The 17,900-nt window shown below is 34.8% G+C and carries 17 protein-coding genes; 8 read left to right on the top strand and 9 right to left on the bottom strand.

Annotated features, from left to right (window positions below):
- Nucleotides 1–45: 45 nt before the first annotated feature.
- The 5 genes from LL966_RS05310 to LL966_RS05290 all read left to right on the top strand — a co-directional run bounded on the left by LL966_RS05310 (nt 46) and on the right by LL966_RS05290 (nt 4,984).
- Nucleotides 46–1,371 (top strand): NtaA/DmoA family FMN-dependent monooxygenase, encoded by a 1,326-nt coding sequence (locus tag LL966_RS05310; protein ID WP_229350967.1) that lies wholly within the window; start codon nt 46–48, stop codon nt 1,369–1,371.
- Between the two features lie 33 nt (nt 1,372–1,404).
- On the top strand, nt 1,405–2,160 hold the full coding sequence (locus LL966_RS05305) for an NADPH-dependent F420 reductase (protein ID WP_229350965.1): 756 nt from the start codon (nt 1,405–1,407) through the stop codon (nt 2,158–2,160).
- Nucleotides 2,161–2,356: 196 nt separating this feature from the next.
- Nucleotides 2,357–3,175: an SDR family NAD(P)-dependent oxidoreductase gene (locus LL966_RS05300; protein ID WP_229350962.1), complete on the top strand. Its 819-nt coding sequence runs from the start codon at nt 2,357–2,359 to the stop codon at nt 3,173–3,175.
- Between the two features lie 60 nt (nt 3,176–3,235).
- Nucleotides 3,236–4,132 carry a helix-turn-helix domain-containing protein gene (locus tag LL966_RS05295; protein WP_229350960.1) on the top strand — a complete coding sequence of 299 codons (897 nt, stop codon included), beginning with the start codon at nt 3,236–3,238 and terminating at the stop codon, nt 4,130–4,132.
- A gap of 84 nt (nt 4,133–4,216) precedes the next feature.
- Complete coding sequence (locus tag LL966_RS05290) at nt 4,217–4,984, top strand: SDR family NAD(P)-dependent oxidoreductase (protein WP_229350958.1); 768 nt, start codon at nt 4,217–4,219, stop codon at nt 4,982–4,984.
- Between the two features lie 635 nt (nt 4,985–5,619).
- Here LL966_RS05290 and LL966_RS05285 read toward each other — a convergent pair.
- Nucleotides 5,620–6,165: an AAA family ATPase gene (locus LL966_RS05285; protein WP_229350956.1), complete on the bottom strand. Its 546-nt coding sequence runs from the start codon at nt 6,163–6,165 to the stop codon at nt 5,620–5,622.
- A gap of 956 nt (nt 6,166–7,121) precedes the next feature.
- On the opposite strand from LL966_RS05285, the gene LL966_RS05280 reads away from it, so the two are divergent.
- Nucleotides 7,122–8,612 carry a recombinase family protein gene (locus LL966_RS05280; protein ID WP_229350954.1) on the top strand — a complete coding sequence of 497 codons (1,491 nt, stop codon included), beginning with the start codon at nt 7,122–7,124 and terminating at the stop codon, nt 8,610–8,612.
- Complete coding sequence (locus LL966_RS05275; protein WP_025572058.1) at nt 8,599–8,763, top strand: hypothetical protein; 165 nt, start codon at nt 8,599–8,601, stop codon at nt 8,761–8,763. Before LL966_RS05280 ends, LL966_RS05275 begins: the two co-directional genes overlap by 14 nt.
- 725 nt (nt 8,764–9,488) lie before the next feature.
- On the opposite strand, the gene LL966_RS05270 is transcribed toward LL966_RS05275, so the two are convergent.
- The 8 genes from LL966_RS05270 to LL966_RS05235 form a co-directional block, all read right to left on the bottom strand.
- Nucleotides 9,489–10,646 (bottom strand): serine hydrolase domain-containing protein, encoded by a 1,158-nt coding sequence (locus LL966_RS05270; protein ID WP_053471278.1) that lies wholly within the window; start codon nt 10,644–10,646, stop codon nt 9,489–9,491.
- Between the two features lie 1,404 nt (nt 10,647–12,050).
- Nucleotides 12,051–12,740 carry a DUF4397 domain-containing protein gene (locus LL966_RS05265; RefSeq protein ID WP_229350952.1) on the bottom strand — a complete coding sequence of 230 codons (690 nt, stop codon included), beginning with the start codon at nt 12,738–12,740 and terminating at the stop codon, nt 12,051–12,053.
- Between the two features lie 37 nt (nt 12,741–12,777).
- Nucleotides 12,778–13,224, bottom strand: a complete 447-nt coding sequence (locus LL966_RS05260; protein WP_229350950.1) for a DUF2141 domain-containing protein — start codon at nt 13,222–13,224, stop codon at nt 12,778–12,780.
- Between the two features lie 168 nt (nt 13,225–13,392).
- Nucleotides 13,393–14,502, bottom strand: a complete 1,110-nt coding sequence (locus LL966_RS05255; protein ID WP_229350948.1) for an adenylate/guanylate cyclase domain-containing protein — start codon at nt 14,500–14,502, stop codon at nt 13,393–13,395.
- Between the two features lie 35 nt (nt 14,503–14,537).
- Nucleotides 14,538–15,299, bottom strand: a complete 762-nt coding sequence (locus LL966_RS05250) for a LytR/AlgR family response regulator transcription factor (protein WP_229350946.1) — start codon at nt 15,297–15,299, stop codon at nt 14,538–14,540.
- Entirely contained in the window at nt 15,280–16,338 is a 1,059-nt protein-coding gene (locus tag LL966_RS05245; RefSeq protein ID WP_229350944.1) for a sensor histidine kinase, read from the bottom strand. The genes LL966_RS05250 and LL966_RS05245 overlap by 20 nt, the downstream gene beginning before the upstream one ends.
- Before the next feature lie 165 nt (nt 16,339–16,503).
- The gene (locus tag LL966_RS05240; RefSeq protein ID WP_229350942.1) at nt 16,504–17,085 is read right to left on the bottom strand and encodes a porin family protein; all 582 of its coding nucleotides are present in this window, start codon (nt 17,083–17,085) and stop codon (nt 16,504–16,506) included.
- Nucleotides 17,086–17,290: 205 nt separating this feature from the next.
- On the bottom strand, nt 17,291–17,497 hold the full coding sequence (locus tag LL966_RS05235; RefSeq protein ID WP_229350940.1) for a cysteine hydrolase family protein: 207 nt from the start codon (nt 17,495–17,497) through the stop codon (nt 17,291–17,293).
- Here LL966_RS05235 and LL966_RS05230 point away from each other — a divergent pair.
- A complete protein-coding gene (locus LL966_RS05230) occupies nt 17,436–17,684 on the top strand; it encodes a hypothetical protein (protein ID WP_394799457.1) in 249 nt (82 codons plus the stop codon). The genes LL966_RS05235 and LL966_RS05230 overlap by 62 nt on opposite strands.
- Nucleotides 17,685–17,900 lie beyond the last annotated feature (216 nt).

Below are 17,900 nucleotides of genomic sequence, written 5' to 3'. Positions count from 1 at the left end.
GATTTTGTTTAATTTTGCAATATAATTAATCAAAATATTCAATTTATGAATGCTGTGGGAAAAATGCTTATTGGACTTCATCTTGGAAATGGATACGGATCTCAATCGGGGGCTTGGCGTATGCCGGGAGTTGATCCCGAAAGCTATACGAGTTTTGATATTCGTGTAAAGCAGGCTCAGGCTGCAGAGCGTGGAAAATTTCAATTTATATTTTTGCCGGATGGTCCCGGTGCAGTTATGACAGATATTGAAACTGAATCTCCCGTTTTCAATCTTGATGTGATGATGACCCTCGCCGCAGTGGCCAGAGAAACTCAATATATTGGATTGGTCGCTACAGGATCAACCACTTTTAATGAACCCTTTAATCTAGCCAGACAATTTAAGGCTTTGGACATTATGAGCCATGGCAGGGCCGGATGGAATGCAATTACATCAAGCGGAGAAGATGTTGCAGCCAATTACGGAAGAAGAATTCCGTCGAGCCAAGATCGTTATGGACGTGCTCATGAGGCTATCCAACTCATTCAATCACTTTGGGGGAGCTGGGGAAAAGATGCTTGGATACACGACCAGAAGAGTGGTCAGTTTGCAAAGAAAGATCAGATTCTTCCAATCAACTTACAAGGTAAATACGTCGGTTCAAGAGGACCTCTATACATTCCACCATCAGAGCAGGGACAGCCAATCATCTTTCACGCAGGCGGCAGTCCCAACGCACATCAGTTGGCAGGACGCTTTGCTAATGTGGTAATAGGTGCAGCATTTACAATTGAAGAAGCAAGAGCGCAACGTAATGCATTTAGAGCGGCAGCAAAAAGTTACGGTCGTGATCCGGATGAAATCAAATACATTGCCGGACTGATGACCACCATTGCTAAGGACAAACGCACGGCGCTCGATCGCCGAATACAATTAGGAGGCAGTTCACTTATACAAAAATTTGAATACCTGCAAAAAATGCTGGGTATTCCACTTGATCTTTCCTTGATAAATGAACCAATTTCAGAATCGCTGCTGGAAAATGCCCGTCCATCTCCTTATGATCCTCGTTCTTCCAATGCATTCAAAATTGCTAGGCAAGGCTGGTCCGTTCTTGATATTCTTGCTCACGGCGTGATAGATTACCATCCTGTAATTGCAGGGCCGGGCGTAGAAGCGGCAGATCATATGCAGGCTTGGTATGAAGCCGGTGCTGCGGATGGGTTTTGGATTTCACCTGATGTTAATTCGGATGGAATTGATGCCTTTGTGGATCAGGTTGTTCCGCTGCTGCAGGAGCGAGGGCTTTTCCACAAAGAGTATGAAAGCAAAACTTTGCGCGGACACCTCGGCGTTCCGGATCAATATGGAATTGATCCAAGGGTTTAAATTGAAAATTATAACAAATGAAACTTATATAATATGAAAATAGGAATAATTGGAACCGGCGCAATAGGCGGTACGATCGCAAAAAAAATGGCACAAGCCGGTCATGAAGTGAAAGTGAATAATACAGATCAGGCTGAAAAATTAGAGGCCCGTGCTGAGGAGTTGGGTGCTACAGCAGCAACACTAAAGAATGTTGTAAAAGATGTAGATGTCATTATTTTATCATTGCCTACCATAGCAATACCAACTTTGCCTAAAGATTTGCTTGCAGGCGTTCCGGAAAATGTAATTGTGGTAGACACATCAAATTATTATCCATTCCGTGATGCCGATATTGAAGAGATCAAAAACGGAAAAGTAGAAAGTATCTGGGTATCGGAGCAATTGGGAAGGCCTGTTGTAAAAGCTTTCAATAATTTGCTGGCAGAGACCCTGGCAAACGGCGGAAAAAACAGCGGTGCTGAAGACAGAATAGCAATGGCTGTAGCGGGTGATGATCCGCAGGCTAAAAAAGTAATTGCCTCATTAGTCAATGATGCCGGTTACGATGCAGTTGACTCGGGTAGACTTTCTGAATCTTGGAGACATCAGCCTGGAACTCCTGCTTACTGTACGGAACTTAATGAAGAAGAATTAAAACAGGCACTATCTGATGGTGTAAAAGAAGCAGCACCGTCATTAAGAGATAAGGCCATAGCTGATCTTTCTGCCCTGCCTTCATATCCATCACATCCGGAGGTAGTAGAATACAATAGAGGATTGTTTCAAAAAAATCCTAAGTCAAGATAATTTATAATGACTGCACTGCAAAATCCCTCTCAATATTTGAGATGGGATTTTGTTTTTTTATATTCCCTCTTTGAAACAGTAAATCAGAGCTGCAGCAATTTCGTTAAAATGTTTCATTATTGCCTACTTTTGTATCATATCCGTCTGTACTATCTGTTCGAACTTTGTCCATATCAAAATATTAAAAATTAATATCATGGCAAAAACAATTTTTATAACAGGTGCATCGCGTGGATTCGGAAGAATTTGGGCAGAGGCATTTTTAAAACGCGGCGATAATGTTGTTGCGGCTGTTCGCAATCCTGAAACACTAACCAAGCTTAACAAAGAATTTTCATCATCGCTTTTGGTGCTAAAACTTGATGTTACTGATCGAAACGAAAGTTTTGAAGCAATAGAAACTGCAAAAAAGCACTTTGGCAGCATTGACGTGTTAATAAACAATGCCGGTTTTGGACATATAGGGGCGGTAGAGGAATTAAAAGAGCAGGATGTAAGAGCTCAGTTTGAAACTAATGTACTGGGATCATTATGGACTATTCAGGCAGTTCTGCCTATCATGCGCCAGCAAAAATCAGGACATATCATTCAGCTTTCAAGTGCGCTAGGTTTAAATACCGTATCTTTAATGGGGTTGTATAGTGCAGCTAAATTTGCTGTTGAAGGCCTTACTGAAACACTCGCGGGTGAAGTAAGCGGATTTGGCATTAAAGTTACCATAGTAGAACCAGGCGGTTTTTCTACAGATTTCTTCGGGACCACTTCCCTTGCACTCAGCGAATCAATATCGGCTTACGACGGTGTACGGAAAGATTTTTATCAGCATGCCGGCGAGCAGGATTCAGGTAACCCTGCAGCCACTGCCAAAGCTATTGTCAAGCTCGTTTATTCTGAAAATCCGCCACTCAGATTGCTGCTGGGTAAAATTGCTTTTTCCTGGGTGCAGCACACTTACTCAGAAAGACTGAAAACATGGGAATCATGGCAGGATGTGTCGGTGGCAGCACATGGTTAATAGACGTTTGAATTAACAGAATCTAATTTTTTTTTTGGTCTGTTTTTAAAATTAAGAAAAATGATACATTTCAAAAAAATCAGCGATCTGCATGAAGCGCTCGATATCAAACCTCCCCAGCACCCGCTCTTTAGTGCCGTATATGGTGAACGGGACAGTTGCAGCGGTAATAGTATTCTAGAGTTTTCATCTGAATTTTATATTATAGGATTTAAAAAATTGAAATCTGGAAGCATGCAGTATGGCAAAACAAAATATGACCATGACCGTGGTTCCATGTCCTTTACAAAGCCCCAGCAGAAAGTAGTCTTTAAAAATGTGGAATTAGAGGAAAAGGGATTTCTAATTATGATTCATGAAGACTTTTTACCGGGAACAGTCCTTTATAACGAAATTAGGAAATATAGTTATTTTGATTACGAGGTTACTGAGGCTTTACATCTTTCACCTGCAGAGGAGGATATCATTTGGAATCTGTATTTCAATATTGAAAAAGAGTACAACAACAATACTGATGAACTCAGCAAAGCTATTATCGTAAGTCATCTGGATTCCATGCTTAAATATTCACAGCGCTTTTATAAAAGGCAGTTTATAAACCGTACAGAGCTCACCGGTTCTACAGTTACGAAGTTTAACGCTTTGCTTGCTGCTAATTTTGAAGAAAGAAAAACAAAAAATATTGGATTACCAACGGTATCTCTCATGGCAGAAAAGCTGAATATATCTTCCCGTTATTTAACTGATTTGCTCAAACAGGAAACAGGAAAGACTGCTCTGGAGCTTATTCATCTTTTTCTAATCGGCGAGGCAAAAAACTTACTGACCGAAGGCGAACTGAATATAACTGAAATTTCTCATCTGCTTGGTTTCGAAAATACGACTTATTTTTCACGCCTTTTTAAAAAAGAAGTAGGAAGCACGCCAAATGAATTCAGGGCAAACATACTAAATTAAAAGTGGTAAACATCATAAAAAAAAGTAAGAGATATACTGAATAAAGAATTATTTAAAAATACATAAAGTTAAAAACAATAAAAAATGTCAAACAATCAAAATAAAATAGCATTAGTAACAGGCGCAAGTCGCGGACTTGGAAAAGATTCGGCTTTACAGCTGGCGAAAAAAGGATTTGATATCATCCTTACCTATCAGACCAAAAAAGAATTTGCGGACCAGGTGGTAAAAGAAATTGAAACTATTGGACAAAAAGCGTTTTCATTGCCTTTGGATATTTCTTCAACTGCCGGTTTTGACCAATTTGTAACTGAAGTAAAAGATGTTTTAGATGCTCAATTTTCTTCTGCAAAATTAGATGCGCTAGTAAACAATGCGGGTATCGGAATTAACCAAAGTTTTGAAACAACAACAGAAGAAATTTTGGATGCAATGACAAATATCCATTTCAAAGGCCCATATTTCTTAACTCAAAAACTATTACCATTACTGAATGATGGAAGCAGCATTGTAAACACTTCTTCTGGTTTGGCAAGATTCTCTTTTGCTGGATATTCCGTTTATGGCGCGATGAAAGCTGCAGTCGATTCATTATCAAGATACCAGGCATTGGAATTGGGAAGCAGAAAAATAAGAGTCAATTCCGTAGCTCCAGGGGCTATTGAAACTGATTTTGGCGGGGGTGTTGTACGTGATATTTCAGATTTGAATAAACATCTGGCTTCTGAAACTGCTTTAGCAAGAGTCGGCTTGCCCGATGATATTGGAAGTGTAGTAGCCTTTCTTTGTTCTGATGATTCCAAATGGATTAATGCGCAGAGAATAGAAGTTTCGGGCGGATATAGAATATAATGGACCATCATAAAAAAAAGCTATTGAGCTGGTTTCTAATGGTTTTATACGTTAGTTTTATCAATCCAAAGGCTTTTGTTTTGATTAATAAAACGAGTTAAGTTATTTATAGAGTAATAAAAAAAAGGCGTCAATTGTCTTCAATTGACGCCTTTTGGCTGTTGTGACCTCCACGGGACAAATTTCAACAAAATTTATGGAAGATTTTAAGATTGGCGTATTATATTTAGTGTCTGTCTTTCATTGGCTTCATGAATTTTATTTAGATGTCCTTTTGGGCATTGATGTAAAAAATAGATTGTTTTATGGCTGTATACTAAAATACAATTCTACAAATATTTGGAGGATCTGAAAATATTGTTATGCTTAAGGTAGAATTGTCTTTATTTTGCTCTATTGCTTATTGGCTGGGATTTTAAAATAAATCTATTTGGTTTGCGAAACCCTTTTTTAACATAATGATAATTTATTTGCCTAAATAAGTCTTCCTTGGATATTGCAGTAAAAATTTCATGGTTGAAGGCTAAAATTTCTTTTACATTCACATTAGTTTTTTGTTTGTAAAAGTTTCAAGCCCTAATCTCAAAGTGCAGCGTTGTATAAAGACAAAGAGAAAATATTTCAAACTCCCGATGTCATCTATTTATTTCGTTCAAAAGAAAATCCACTCTCTCTCTTATCTTTATTTTTGGAACCTCAATGACTTTGTAGCCGTATTCTGAATATATTTCTTTCATTTTTGTAAATGTTAATTGAGCTTCATCCCAGCTCTGCTTCCTTTCATCATCGGTTTTATAAATTTCTTTCCAAGGCGGCAGTATAAAAACTTTTTTGTTATAGGCATACTTTTTTGATATCTCGTTTTTCTCTTTTGATATTGGAATGTTTTCCATTTTCATATAACAAATTGAATCTAAAATTCCTCTATCAAAGAAAATGGGCATGGAACCTTCTAAATCTACTTCATCATAACTTCTCACCGAAGCATTAAACATTAATTCTGCATACAGCTCTTTATTTTTCCATGGCAATCCTTCACCGCTAACTGTAAGTTGCTGCTTAATTATTTTTCGAGCATCTTCTTGAACTACTTTAAAATTATACTTGGCCAGTTCATCTATTAAAGTTGTCTTACCAACTCCAGGACCGCCAGTAATAATATAAAAATTGTCTTTTTTCATTAGTTGAAAATTCTTTTAAATTTATTTCTACTTTTTTAAATTAACTAAATTATCTTCATCTAAACAAAGAATAAATCAACTATTAGCAACATTTGATTAGCAATCAATAACTGAAATAGGTGAGAGGGCAATTAGAATATAAGCCAATTTCTAAAATTATATAATGTAGTAAGTAGATGAAAATTAGTTTAGTACGATTTAAGAAGTGTTAATCTTGATTTAGATCATATAAGGTGATCGAATCCTGTTAAGTAATCGAATGATCAACTTAAAAACAATGCGTTACGTTTCTTATAAATACATTTTTTATTTTGATTTAAAAAAACAAAATAAAAGCAAAAACGACTCAAAGTTAGTGTATCTATTAATATTAATAAAAAAAAAGGCACCAATTGTCTTCAATTGACGCCATTTGGTAGAGTTCTTATGAAAAAGATATGCAAATGGCTACTGATTTTGCATAAGTAAAATAATGATCTAAAATAAAAAAATTTGGTGTGTATTTTAAGCTTATTACAATTCCCCAGAGTCACAGGCTTTAAAAACAAAAGTCAGAATTTTAAAATCAAGTTTTTTACGGAAAACCGTAACTGTGATTTTTTTTCTCTAAAAATCATTCTAATACAGATTTTTTATAAATCAAAAATACAATTTAAGGCAAATCCTCTATGCGTAAAAATACCTGTTGTGAGATATTAGTACGTAATCATGACTTAGATTTCTCAAATTATACTTGACCTATAACGGAATTAATAGTGTTATGCCTTATTTAAACTTAGTAATTATAAACCATTGATACAATATTATTTAAATTAATATTGAATTGATTTGTAGTGTGTTATATATTTTTTTATTGTAAATGGCGTTTAATTTAGTAAAACATAAAATGATTTTTTATTAACGAGTTCATGTATTAAAAATATTCAGTAGTAAATTCTAACAAGTAAATTAATTATATGAAATCAGCCTATTTATACGTTCGTGTAAGTACGGACGAACAAAAAAGAAAAGGTTACTCCTTGCCGGAACAGGAGGACAGACTATTGAAGTATTGTAAATATTACGATATCGAAGTCAAAGGAATTTATCGCGAAGATTACTCAGCCAAGAATTTCAATAGGCCAGAATGGAACCGATTGTTTTCAGAAATCAAAAAGAAATCCTCAGGAGAAGACAAAAATATATTATTTATCAAATGGGATCGATTCAGCCGAAATGTTGAATATGCCTACGAAATGATTGGAAAGCTCCGGAAATACAAAACAACAGCAAAAGCTATTGATCAGCCAATTGATTTTTCTGTGCCGGAAAGCACAGTAATGCTGGCTGTATATTTGGCTGTTCCAGAAGCAGAAAATGCGAGAAGGGCTCAAAACACTTCAAATGGCATTCGTCGGGCGAAGCTGATGGGCAGACATCCTAGTAAGGCACCATTAGGATTTATCAATTTGACAATGATGGATGGTAAGAAAGGCATTGCTCCTAAAGAGCCTGAAGACGAAATTATAAAATGGGCTTTTTATCAAGTTGCGAGGAACGATCATAAAATATCCAAAATCATAAAAATAGTCAATGAAAAAGGATTAGTATGCTCAAGATCACACTTTTTCAGGATTTTACATAATCCTGTTTATTGCGGGCTTATACCAGTAACACTTGACTCTGGTAATGAGGGAGTGGTAAAAGCATTACATGAGCCATTGATTTCCGAGTCATTGTTTAACCAGGTTCAGTCTGTTATTAATACAAGAAGAAGAATTACTGCCAAAAAAGATGATTTACAATCATTATTTTTTCTTAGAAGTTTTTTAATATGCCCTGTTTGTAATCGAAAACTTAGCGGAAGTGTTTCAAAAGGCAGATCAAAAGACTATCCATATTATCATTGTCATAATGGATGTAGAACAAGAATAAATGCATTATTCCTTAATGACTGTTATTATAACAAGCTCCGACAATTAATGCTCTCAAAGAATGCAGTTGAATTATTTAAAAAAGTTTTGGAAGACCAGAATATAATAACACAGAAAGCAAGTTATTTATGCACTCAAAAGGTATTGGAGAGGAAAATAAATGAGGAAGAGCTGACCCTTTCTCGAGGCAGAAAATTATTTATAGCTGGAATATTAAAAATTGATGACTACAACCAATTAATAAAAGAGAATCAAGTCAGCACTAAAAATCTTAAAAAGGAAGTACATGATATTGCTGTTAAATTAAAAGGGATTGATAGAAAAAATCAAATAGAAGAAAAAGCATTAGTTGAAATCTTTCAAAGATTTTCTGAATTTGAGGCTTCAGATAAAAGACATCTTGTAAATCTTATTCCACCGACGGAAATTAATTTTAAAACAGGGGATCTATCTTTAGGCTTAAATCAAGCATTTTTAAAAATATTATCAAAAAAAAGAAACCGAAAAAACAATAGAAAAAATGAATTTCATTGAGAAGAATGTTTCAGTAGAGAAAGCCGTTATTATTCTTTCCAAAAACGGCATTCAGGTAGATGAGAAGGAAGCTAAAATTATTTTGGAATTACTGTATTTAGTATCAAAAAATTACGATAAACCAAAAGAGAAAAAAATCCTATATCCTTAACGGGATTTCGAACCATCGTTCAGCTTCGATTAATTCTCTGATAGCGCCACTTTAAGACTGTTTATTTTAAACAGACTAAGAATTTCTTGTGAAAAAATAGAACCGCAAATATTAGGCTGTGAAGGCTTGAAATATCTACACATTAGGGTATAAAAAAAGAGACAACTACTATATAGTTGTCTCCTTAAGTGAAGGGACAGGACAAATTTCAACATCATTTTTGGATGATTTGAAGAAATTGGCTTACTATATGTAATGGTCTGTCTTCCATTGGCTTTGTAAATTTGGTTTAGATGTCCTGTTGGGGATTGATGCAAAAAAATATAAAAACTCAGTTGGTTTATGACAGTAAATTAATATACAATTCTAAAAATATTATAGAGGGTTTGAAAAGAAAGCTTAAGTTGAGATAGGATTGTCTTTCTTTGGCTTTATGAATTACTTGCTAATTGGGGTGTGAACCACCGAAAAAAGATCTTTGAAGATGATATATAAATATTTAAATTTTGTAGAGCCAAACATTGTAAAATTAATGCATCTCAAAAAACGATGATTTTAATTATACGATATATGATTTTTGTATTTAAAAAAGAATTTATCTTTAATTTAGGTCTCTGTTTCTAAATTTTTGAACCTAAGTTTCTTAGGGTTTGCATATATTATGTTTCTGATATTCCAAAATACAAAGTGCCACGATTTTGCCACAAAACTTAATTTACAAGGGTCTACATTTGCTTTGCTTTAATTGTCTTTGCCCAGCTCTGATAGATTGGGAACCAGACACGATCTCCATTAGAACCGTTGCAAAGCATAACGATACCGCTCTTGGTGGGTAGATGTAAAAACATTGCTGCACTCCAGCCTACGTTTTCTCCAGTATGTCCAATTGTTTGAAGATCTTCAAAATTCATGAATCGGTATCCAAGGCCACTTTTTCCTTCGCTCGAATATGGAAAAACAGGTTGCTCCATCAGTTGTATTGTTTTGGGCCTTAAAACTTTATTTAACTTCCGAGAATCAGTTGTAATGGATAGCTCGGCGAAATGTGCTAAGTCCACCACCGTTGTTTGTAATCCAGCAGCTGCTTGTTCTGTAAATATTCTATTTTTTATAGCATTCCCAAGCGTGTCGTACGCGGTTGCACAATTCGCTTTCATGTCTTCCGTCCACTCATAAGAGGTATCAGCTAATCCCAAAGGTAGGAATACATTTTTTTTCATATAGTCGGCAAATTTTTCATTTGTTTTTTCTTCAAGAAATAATTGTGCTAGTGTGTAACCGCCACCAGAATATTCCCACTTTGTTCCTGGCTCATTTATAAGATATACACTTTCACCATTTCTCTTTGTTTTTCCGTTGAGCGATTCTTCTAAGCTTAATAGTTTTGTTCCTTGTTCAAAGCCACCATATCCATGCACAGAAAGACCAGATGTATGGCTGAGAACGCGTCGAAGTGTAACTTTGGATACATCGTATTGGGATTTTGGTAGTTGCCAGCGGGTTAAGGATTGATTAATTGGCTCATCAAGTTGTACCATACCTTTTTCAGTAAGTTGCATAAATCCCCAGGCGGATACAACCTTCGAAATTGAGCCTATGTTAAAAATTGTTTGTGGAGTTATGGGTTTTTTAGTTGCCAAATCAGCATAACCGATGCATTGGATCGATATGATTTTTCCATTTTGGATAATAGCTACGGCTATTCCAGGAACATTGTTCTTTCTGGTAAAATCTAGTGCTAATTTTTGAATCTCTGTAGATAATAAATCTACTTTAATGATTTCATTTTCTTTTGTTGCAGTCTCGGCACGTTTTGTTGAGCAAGAAAAGAGAATTGCAATACAACACGTGATAAGTAAATGATTAAGTTTAGTCATATTCATTCGTGTTAGTTTTTAGATGTGTTACAATATTTATGCATTGGAATATTTCTGGTTTATTGATGATTAAATTTAGGGATAGTCTTGCAATGGTATTAATTAAGCTGACTTAATTTTTCTTCCGCAAAATACATATCTTGACACATTAATTAAAATTACTAGAATTATACATCCAAAATTTAATATATTCAGATTTTAGGAGTTAAATAAATTTCCAAAATGTCTATGTTCGCATCCACTAACAGCCTGCAGATGGATGGCACCTGTTCGCAATTTTCGTATTTGATCTTTATGCATTCTTCCAACTTCAAGATTTCCATCTCAAAGTCAAAAAATAGTCTGGCAGCTTCCCTGTTGCTTTCGGTTCTGACAACTATCCATCTTGGGTCATTTTTGTTTTTTCTCAAAATTAAAGGATTTAAGATTGAATGCTGTATTTGTGGCTCTTCATTGAGGTAGTTTTTACTTCAACCCACTCTGATCTTACAACTTCTGCAAAAAGTAAATTTACTAGATTGGCATGCCATTAAATTGTAAAAAAGCGAATGGACGGCTATTTTTTAAACGAGAGGAAGTAATTCGGTATATTTATCCCTTTCGGAGGAACTTTGGTAAATAATCGCGATGAAATAAACCGATTTTTACCTTACCAGATAAATAATTATAATCGGAAAAAGAAGTAGGAAATACAAATAATTATGAAATATTAAACCATTTTAAAAATAAGATTTGATTATTTTCAACTGCGCAATAATTAGGAAAATTTAGGATGTTTTAAAATAATAATTTTTATTCATTATAGGCGTTTGCATCATGTTGATTTATGCATAATTTTTAACGCTCCACAGGTTTTCGTGTTGATCCCTTGTTTTAGACTGCTGGCTTTTTTACAATTCATTTTTAAGAGTGCGATTCGAAAAAAATAAAAGAAACGAATTAAACTTATGTTGTTAAAAGATATATAACAAAAAAAAGGCGCCAATTGTCTTCAATTGGCGCCTTTTGGCTGTGTAGTGACCCATAAAGGACAAATTACGCACCATTTTATGGAGGATTTAAAGCGATTGGCTTACTGGAAGTAGAGACTGACTTTATGTGTCTTAAGGATTTTGGTTTGGATGTCCTGTTGGGGATTGATGGAAAATTTATTCAGTTTTAAAGTTGTTTCACAGAACTTTTGGGTGTTTTTAAGATTGAAAACTGTCTTTAAAACATAAATATGGAGTTACTAAAATGAGTTTAGATAATAATATTTAAGCGTGAAAAAGTCCTATTTTTATTAGGACTTTTTCGAGGGGAGGGCGGGATCATTTATATTATCATAGACAGTATTATAAAAATAACAGACCTCTAAAAATGAATCGTTTTTTAGAAGTCTGTTATTATAATATAGAAAAAATAATAAAATTAATTATGCGAAATTTGTTCGATTCTGTATCCTGATCCGGAAGATCCAGAGATAAAAACGGTATACACTTTTCCAGCCGCAAAATCTGTTGCTGGCAGCGTTGCCAGATTATCAGTTGTTCCAGTGCCACGTACCTGAATGCCCAATGAACCGGCATTAATTTCAGTGTAATTGCTTTGACTGTAGCGTGAAACATTAGAGGCCAGATTATTGCCTTGAGCATCAAGAAAATCAATATTCGCAGGAGCTCCACCGCTTAAATGAATGAATTTTACTTTAGCTTTTCCACTAGCCGGCGCAGTTATATTGTCTTCATAAAGTCTTACTTCAGCATCGTCTCTCGATTCTCCTGTAAGATATACAGTATATCTTCTGTCATCGTCAAGATCAAGTTCTTCAGTGGCATACAAATCATTATCATTTTCATCTCTAAACTGGCTTACCAGATTGTTACCTACAGCAACGTCATGATATGATACGGAATGCTCTAAATAATCAAGATCACCAATGTATGGAATGTTTGCCATAACAAATTTTTGAGAACCTGAGTTGGGAGCAGCGTTTACTACTTTTAGTCGGGCAGATCCAAACGGATCTACTTCGTTATTATCACAAGAGGATAAAAATAGCAGGGCTAAAATAGCCATTGCCTTTACAGGCATTAATTGAATAATGATTTTAGTTTTCATAATTTTAATTTTGGGTTTTACTTCGTTTTTAATCGTTTTACATATATTTTACCTTAATGGTAATTTTATTGCCCGTGTTTTTTACAGTAACTTTAAAATCATCAAAAGCAGGCTTTTTCATTTTTTCCATGAAGAAATTAGAAAAACCAAAACCTTCTTTTGGTATACCGATAAGGTTTTTGTTTAGTTCTCCGTTTTTATTTTCATCATCAATAAGCGTGATGCCGTATGTTCCGGGTTCGAGATCACAATTAATAATCATAAGGTCATTACTAATTGCTTTTTTATCAAAGATTAATTTTTTCGAAACTTTTTCCTGTTCGTAATCTTCACTGTTTTTAATAACATTGAGTATAATTTGCCCTTTTTCTGAGCGAATGCCCGATATTTTAATAGCCGTATTTTGTCCGTAAGAATTGCTAAGGCATAAAAGGATTATCAATACTATACCCCAGCCTTTTTTGGTATTTTTTATTTGAATCATTATAGTTGAATTTTAAGATATTTGTTCTGCGAAAGTAGGAGAGCAATTTCTTAAAAAGCATAAAAAATAAAGTCAAACGGACAATCTTACGGGTGAACCGTTTCGTAGTAGATAAATACGGTTTAGCAGATAATTAAAAGTGGAGAATTAATTTTTAGAAGAAAGTTTTTACGGCGTAACCGGGCTTTTATCTACGCTTTTAGAATCGATAATTACTTTGTATACAAGTTGTTTTTCTGAAATTCCTTTCAATTCAATATCAGTAATCGGTAAAAAGCTAAAGGGATAATCAACAACTAAATGGTTGTAAAAACTTTCAGAAATAACTAAAGCAGCATCATGATCACGGCATACTTTCTGAAGCCTTGAACATAGATTTAATACTCCTCCGTGATATGCCATTTCTTTTTTATAAACTCCAACAAGTGCAGCAGATACAATCCCGGAATGTATAGAACTTCTAAATTCAGGAAATATGTTGTGCTTATTCATATAATACGGTCGTTTTTTCTCCAAACGTTCAATAAGAGAAAAATGCATTTGAAGCGCATTATTAAAACATTTATTGGTTGTAATCTGCCAGCTTAAAACGGCTTCGTCTCCAACAAACTGGTAGATTTCGCCACCCAAATCAAGTGCAATGGCAGAAATGTCTTTAAAGCAATCCTGAATAAAACTACTGAATTTTGTACTTCCCATTTTTTCAACCAATAACGTCGAGTCCTTAAGATCCATAAACATAAAAATTCGGTCTTCAAGTGATGGCGTAAAATAGGCATTACGAATGAAATTTCTAAAGTAGTTTTTGCCCATATTGGTTCGAAGCGTAACGACCATTCCTACCAGCATTTCCATTAAAATCATCGAAATCATGACACTTAACCCTGAACCTTCAGGAAGTGAAGTGCTTTTCCAGGCGTTTGAAGGCATGCCGGAAAATTGAAAAGCAATTAAAATAAGCGCTGTCGTGAGCGCTGTGAAAACCATGATTCGCAAAAAAATAGTGAGAACAATATTTCGGGTTTTGATCATCTTAGGATAAATCAGGGTATGAAAAATACCCATTAGTAACCCTATACAAATGCAGGTTATGGCAGAAAATTCATAAATCCATTTTTTTGTCATTCCCGGAATTAGAGGATAGGCAATGGATATGATGTTATTGGGAATATCATTAAATTTTATATATACAAAAAGCAGTCCGCCAAAAAGCCATAACATGGTAACGGAGATAATTTCGCGCAGATAATAGTGAAGCCTGTAAGCAGTAATCTTCATCGTTTTTATTTTACAAGTTACTACTTTTTAGAAAATCAATTTTCTAACCACGCCAATACTTTAGACCTTTTTTCCCTGCTGACAAAAATATCTTTATGAAAAGGAAACGAAAGGTTTATTTTTAGCTTTCGCGGAAAATAATCGGTAACATCAGCAATTGCATTTCGGTTAACCAGAAGCTGTCTGTTCATCCTAAAGAAACATCTGTTGGTTCTTTTTTCCAGATCTTCAAGGCTTTCGGTAAGGATATAACTTTTACCGTTGTGTGCCAGCATGACTGTAGTTTCGGCTTCAACATAAAATAAAGCAATTTTATCTAATGTAAAAGGAAGAAGGCGATCTCTGTATTTTACCATGATAGTACCACTAACAGGCTGCTGAAGATTAGAGATGGTTTCCATTGCCTTTTGGTATTGTGCAGCAATCTGGCCGCTCATTATTTGCTGCATCTTATGAAATTTGCCTAATGCAACTTTTAATTCGGCTGCGCTAAAGGGTTTTAGAATATATTCAATTCCATTGGCCTTAAAAGCATCGAGAGCATATTCATTAAAAGCGGTGCAAAAAATGACCGGAACATTTAAAGGCACTGTTTGAATAATTTCAAAACTCAAACCGTCTCCCAACTGGATATCGCTAAAGATAAGATCAGGCTGGGGATTATTTTTAAAATATGTAATTGCTTCTTTAACAGATCCTAAAAGAGCGATGATTTCGATTTCGGCATTGCAGTTTTTCAGGCTGGAGGCAAGATCTTCAGCTACGAGCGATTCATCTTCAATAATTATGATTTTCATCGGTATTTATTTTAAAGCTTACAGAAAAAGTTGTGCCATCGTTGTTGATTATAATTTCATTTCCGGACCAGATTAAACAACGTTCGGCTAAGTTTGCCAAACCGCTTTTTAGAGATGTTTCATTTGGTTCTTTAAGATTCATGGTATTAGATACAGATATATAGGATCCTTTTTGCTCTATTGTAATCCGTAACGGATGTTGTTTGGTAAACCTATTGTGCTTGATGGCATTTTCGGCTAAAGGCTGAAGAGAAAATGTAGGTATACTGAATTTGAGTATTTCCGGATTATTTATTTTAATATCCCATTCTAAAGCTTCTGCAAAACGCATTTTTTGCATTTCAAGATAATTTTGGCAAAAATCCAGTTCTTCCTCAAGTGTTGTAACCATGCTGTCGTTAAGTGTTACCGCAGCTCTTAAAAACCCGGCGAGTTGTATAAGATAATGTTCACCAAGGGCAAGATCTTTTTTGTAAAGCGCTTTTAAGGTATTGAGAGAGTTAAATAAAAAATGAGGATGTATTTGTTGTTTCAAAAGTAAATTTTCAGCTTGTGCCGTACGAAGCTGCAATCTCGAATTTTCAATTTCGGCTTGTGTTTTAGCCAATCTTAAAATCGCAAAATCCTGTAACAACAATACTAAAGTCGAAATGAAAATAGCTTCCATTAAAAATGTCATAATAAGCTCTATATTGTAAACGCTCCATTCTACATGCGCCATATAAGCAAAAAAAGGCCACAAGATCATTTGAAGCAATATAGATGTACAAAAACTTGAGCCGTAACGCCAAATCCTGAACTGAACAATATCATTTGGAAATTTTACCGCACAAAATTCTAATATTGCTGAAAGCGAAAAAGTTACGGTAAAAATATAAACCAGACTTTTTAAGGTCATGAAAAGGATGAGAGCGGCTGAGTTTTTAAAAATAACAAGAAAAAATAAAGCAATCAACGAGATTAAGAACGTCAAAAAAATGTTCATTTTATAAATCTCCCTCAAAATTAAAGGAGAGAAAGATTTGGCAATATTGTTCATGATTATGGTTTTACATTTTTGGCTACAGATCTCAATCCGTTTTAATTTAGGGAAAATACAAAAAATAGTAATACTGCTCTTGTAATTTTGAGGAATAAATAATACCGCCTGTAAATGCAGGTGGTATTATTTGGCTCTTAGTTTGTAAAATGAAATTTATCTGATTTAAAAAATGTAAAAAAGACTGACTTGTGACATATGATTTTGAAAATCAGTATTTATGGTCGTTGATTTTGTTTTGCTGACATCCGTCAGTCCCATATAATAGCGCGCTCCAATACCAAGACCGTTTGAAAACTGATAGCCGATACCCCCAACCATACCAGCATCAATTTTTTTTGCGAAATCAGTATCATTATTCGTTATTTCTTTAAAATCTTCGGAGGCTAAAATTCCTACTTGAGGACCTGCTTCAAAATAGAGTCCGAAGCTGGTTTTGTATTTTACTACGATCGGTACAGAGATATAAGATAGCTTCAGGTCTTTGCCATCAGTAAGTCCGCCTTTTAATTTAGCGCCCTGGGTAGAATATAAAAATTCTTCCTGTACAGACCATTTGTCATTGATATCTAAAGCTACAATTGCACCGGCATGAAATCCAGGCAAACCTTCGGTATCAAAATCAGCATTGTAAAAATCACTGTAATTAGCACCGGCTTTAAGACCAAAATGAAGCCTGTCAAAAAAACTTTGGCTAAAAGCGCTTGAAGATACCAGAACAATGCAGAGCAAAAATAAATTTTTCATGATTTACTATATTTTAAATGTTATCAGGCAAAAGCCTTTTTTTAGTTTGATGATGCAAACATAAAAGGCACTTGTGACAGAACATAAAAAAAAATAGCTCAAACGGACAAAATTATATGTGAAACGGTTTTGCTTTTAAAATTGCTGTTTAAATAATTAGAATTTAGATGATTTTGATCAATGAAGAGGGGCAAATTATTTAGCTTTAGCTGATCCATTGTTTTAGAGAAATAACCTCTGCCTGCATCTGGAAAACTTTAGTGGTTAAAATTTGATGAACCTCTTCATCTCCATCGGCACAACAATCACTAAGAACCGTTAAGACATAGTCCTTGTCAGAAGCTTCTCTAATAGTTGATAAAACTACGCCACTTGTAGCAATACCCGTTAGGGGCAGACAGCAGTCGAACATCATTAAATTAAAAGGCAGTATAATCTCAAAGGGCTACACGGAGATCATACACATTTTGGATCAGGATGAGGAGTTTCACATCAATTCTTTTGAGATTGAGAATGGAACGGACATTGAAGTGCGTGAATTTATAACGGCATTTATTGCCAGGGAGCAGCTTGAGGACAGTATCTCTATTTTCAGGTAATTACTGTCTTCTTAATTTTAAGAAACCTTTAAAAAAAAAGTATAGAAAAGCGCCTTTTCAATGAAAGGGGCGCTTTTTGATTTTGTAGGTGATAGTAAAAAAGCAGTGAGGGACTATTAAATATTATTTTTTAGGAGCTTTTCCCGCTATATGTTTCAATCTTTTGTGCCGAAACCCGGCACAAAAGGATTTCCACTGCTATCGGGGCTAGGGCTG

It is taken from the genome of Flavobacterium chungbukense (genome assembly GCF_020805785.1).
Classification (GTDB): Bacteria; Bacteroidota; Bacteroidia; order Flavobacteriales; family Flavobacteriaceae; genus Flavobacterium; species Flavobacterium chungbukense.
The sequence above is the reverse complement of the archived record's forward strand: the minus strand, read 5'-3'. Positions and strand labels throughout refer to the sequence as shown.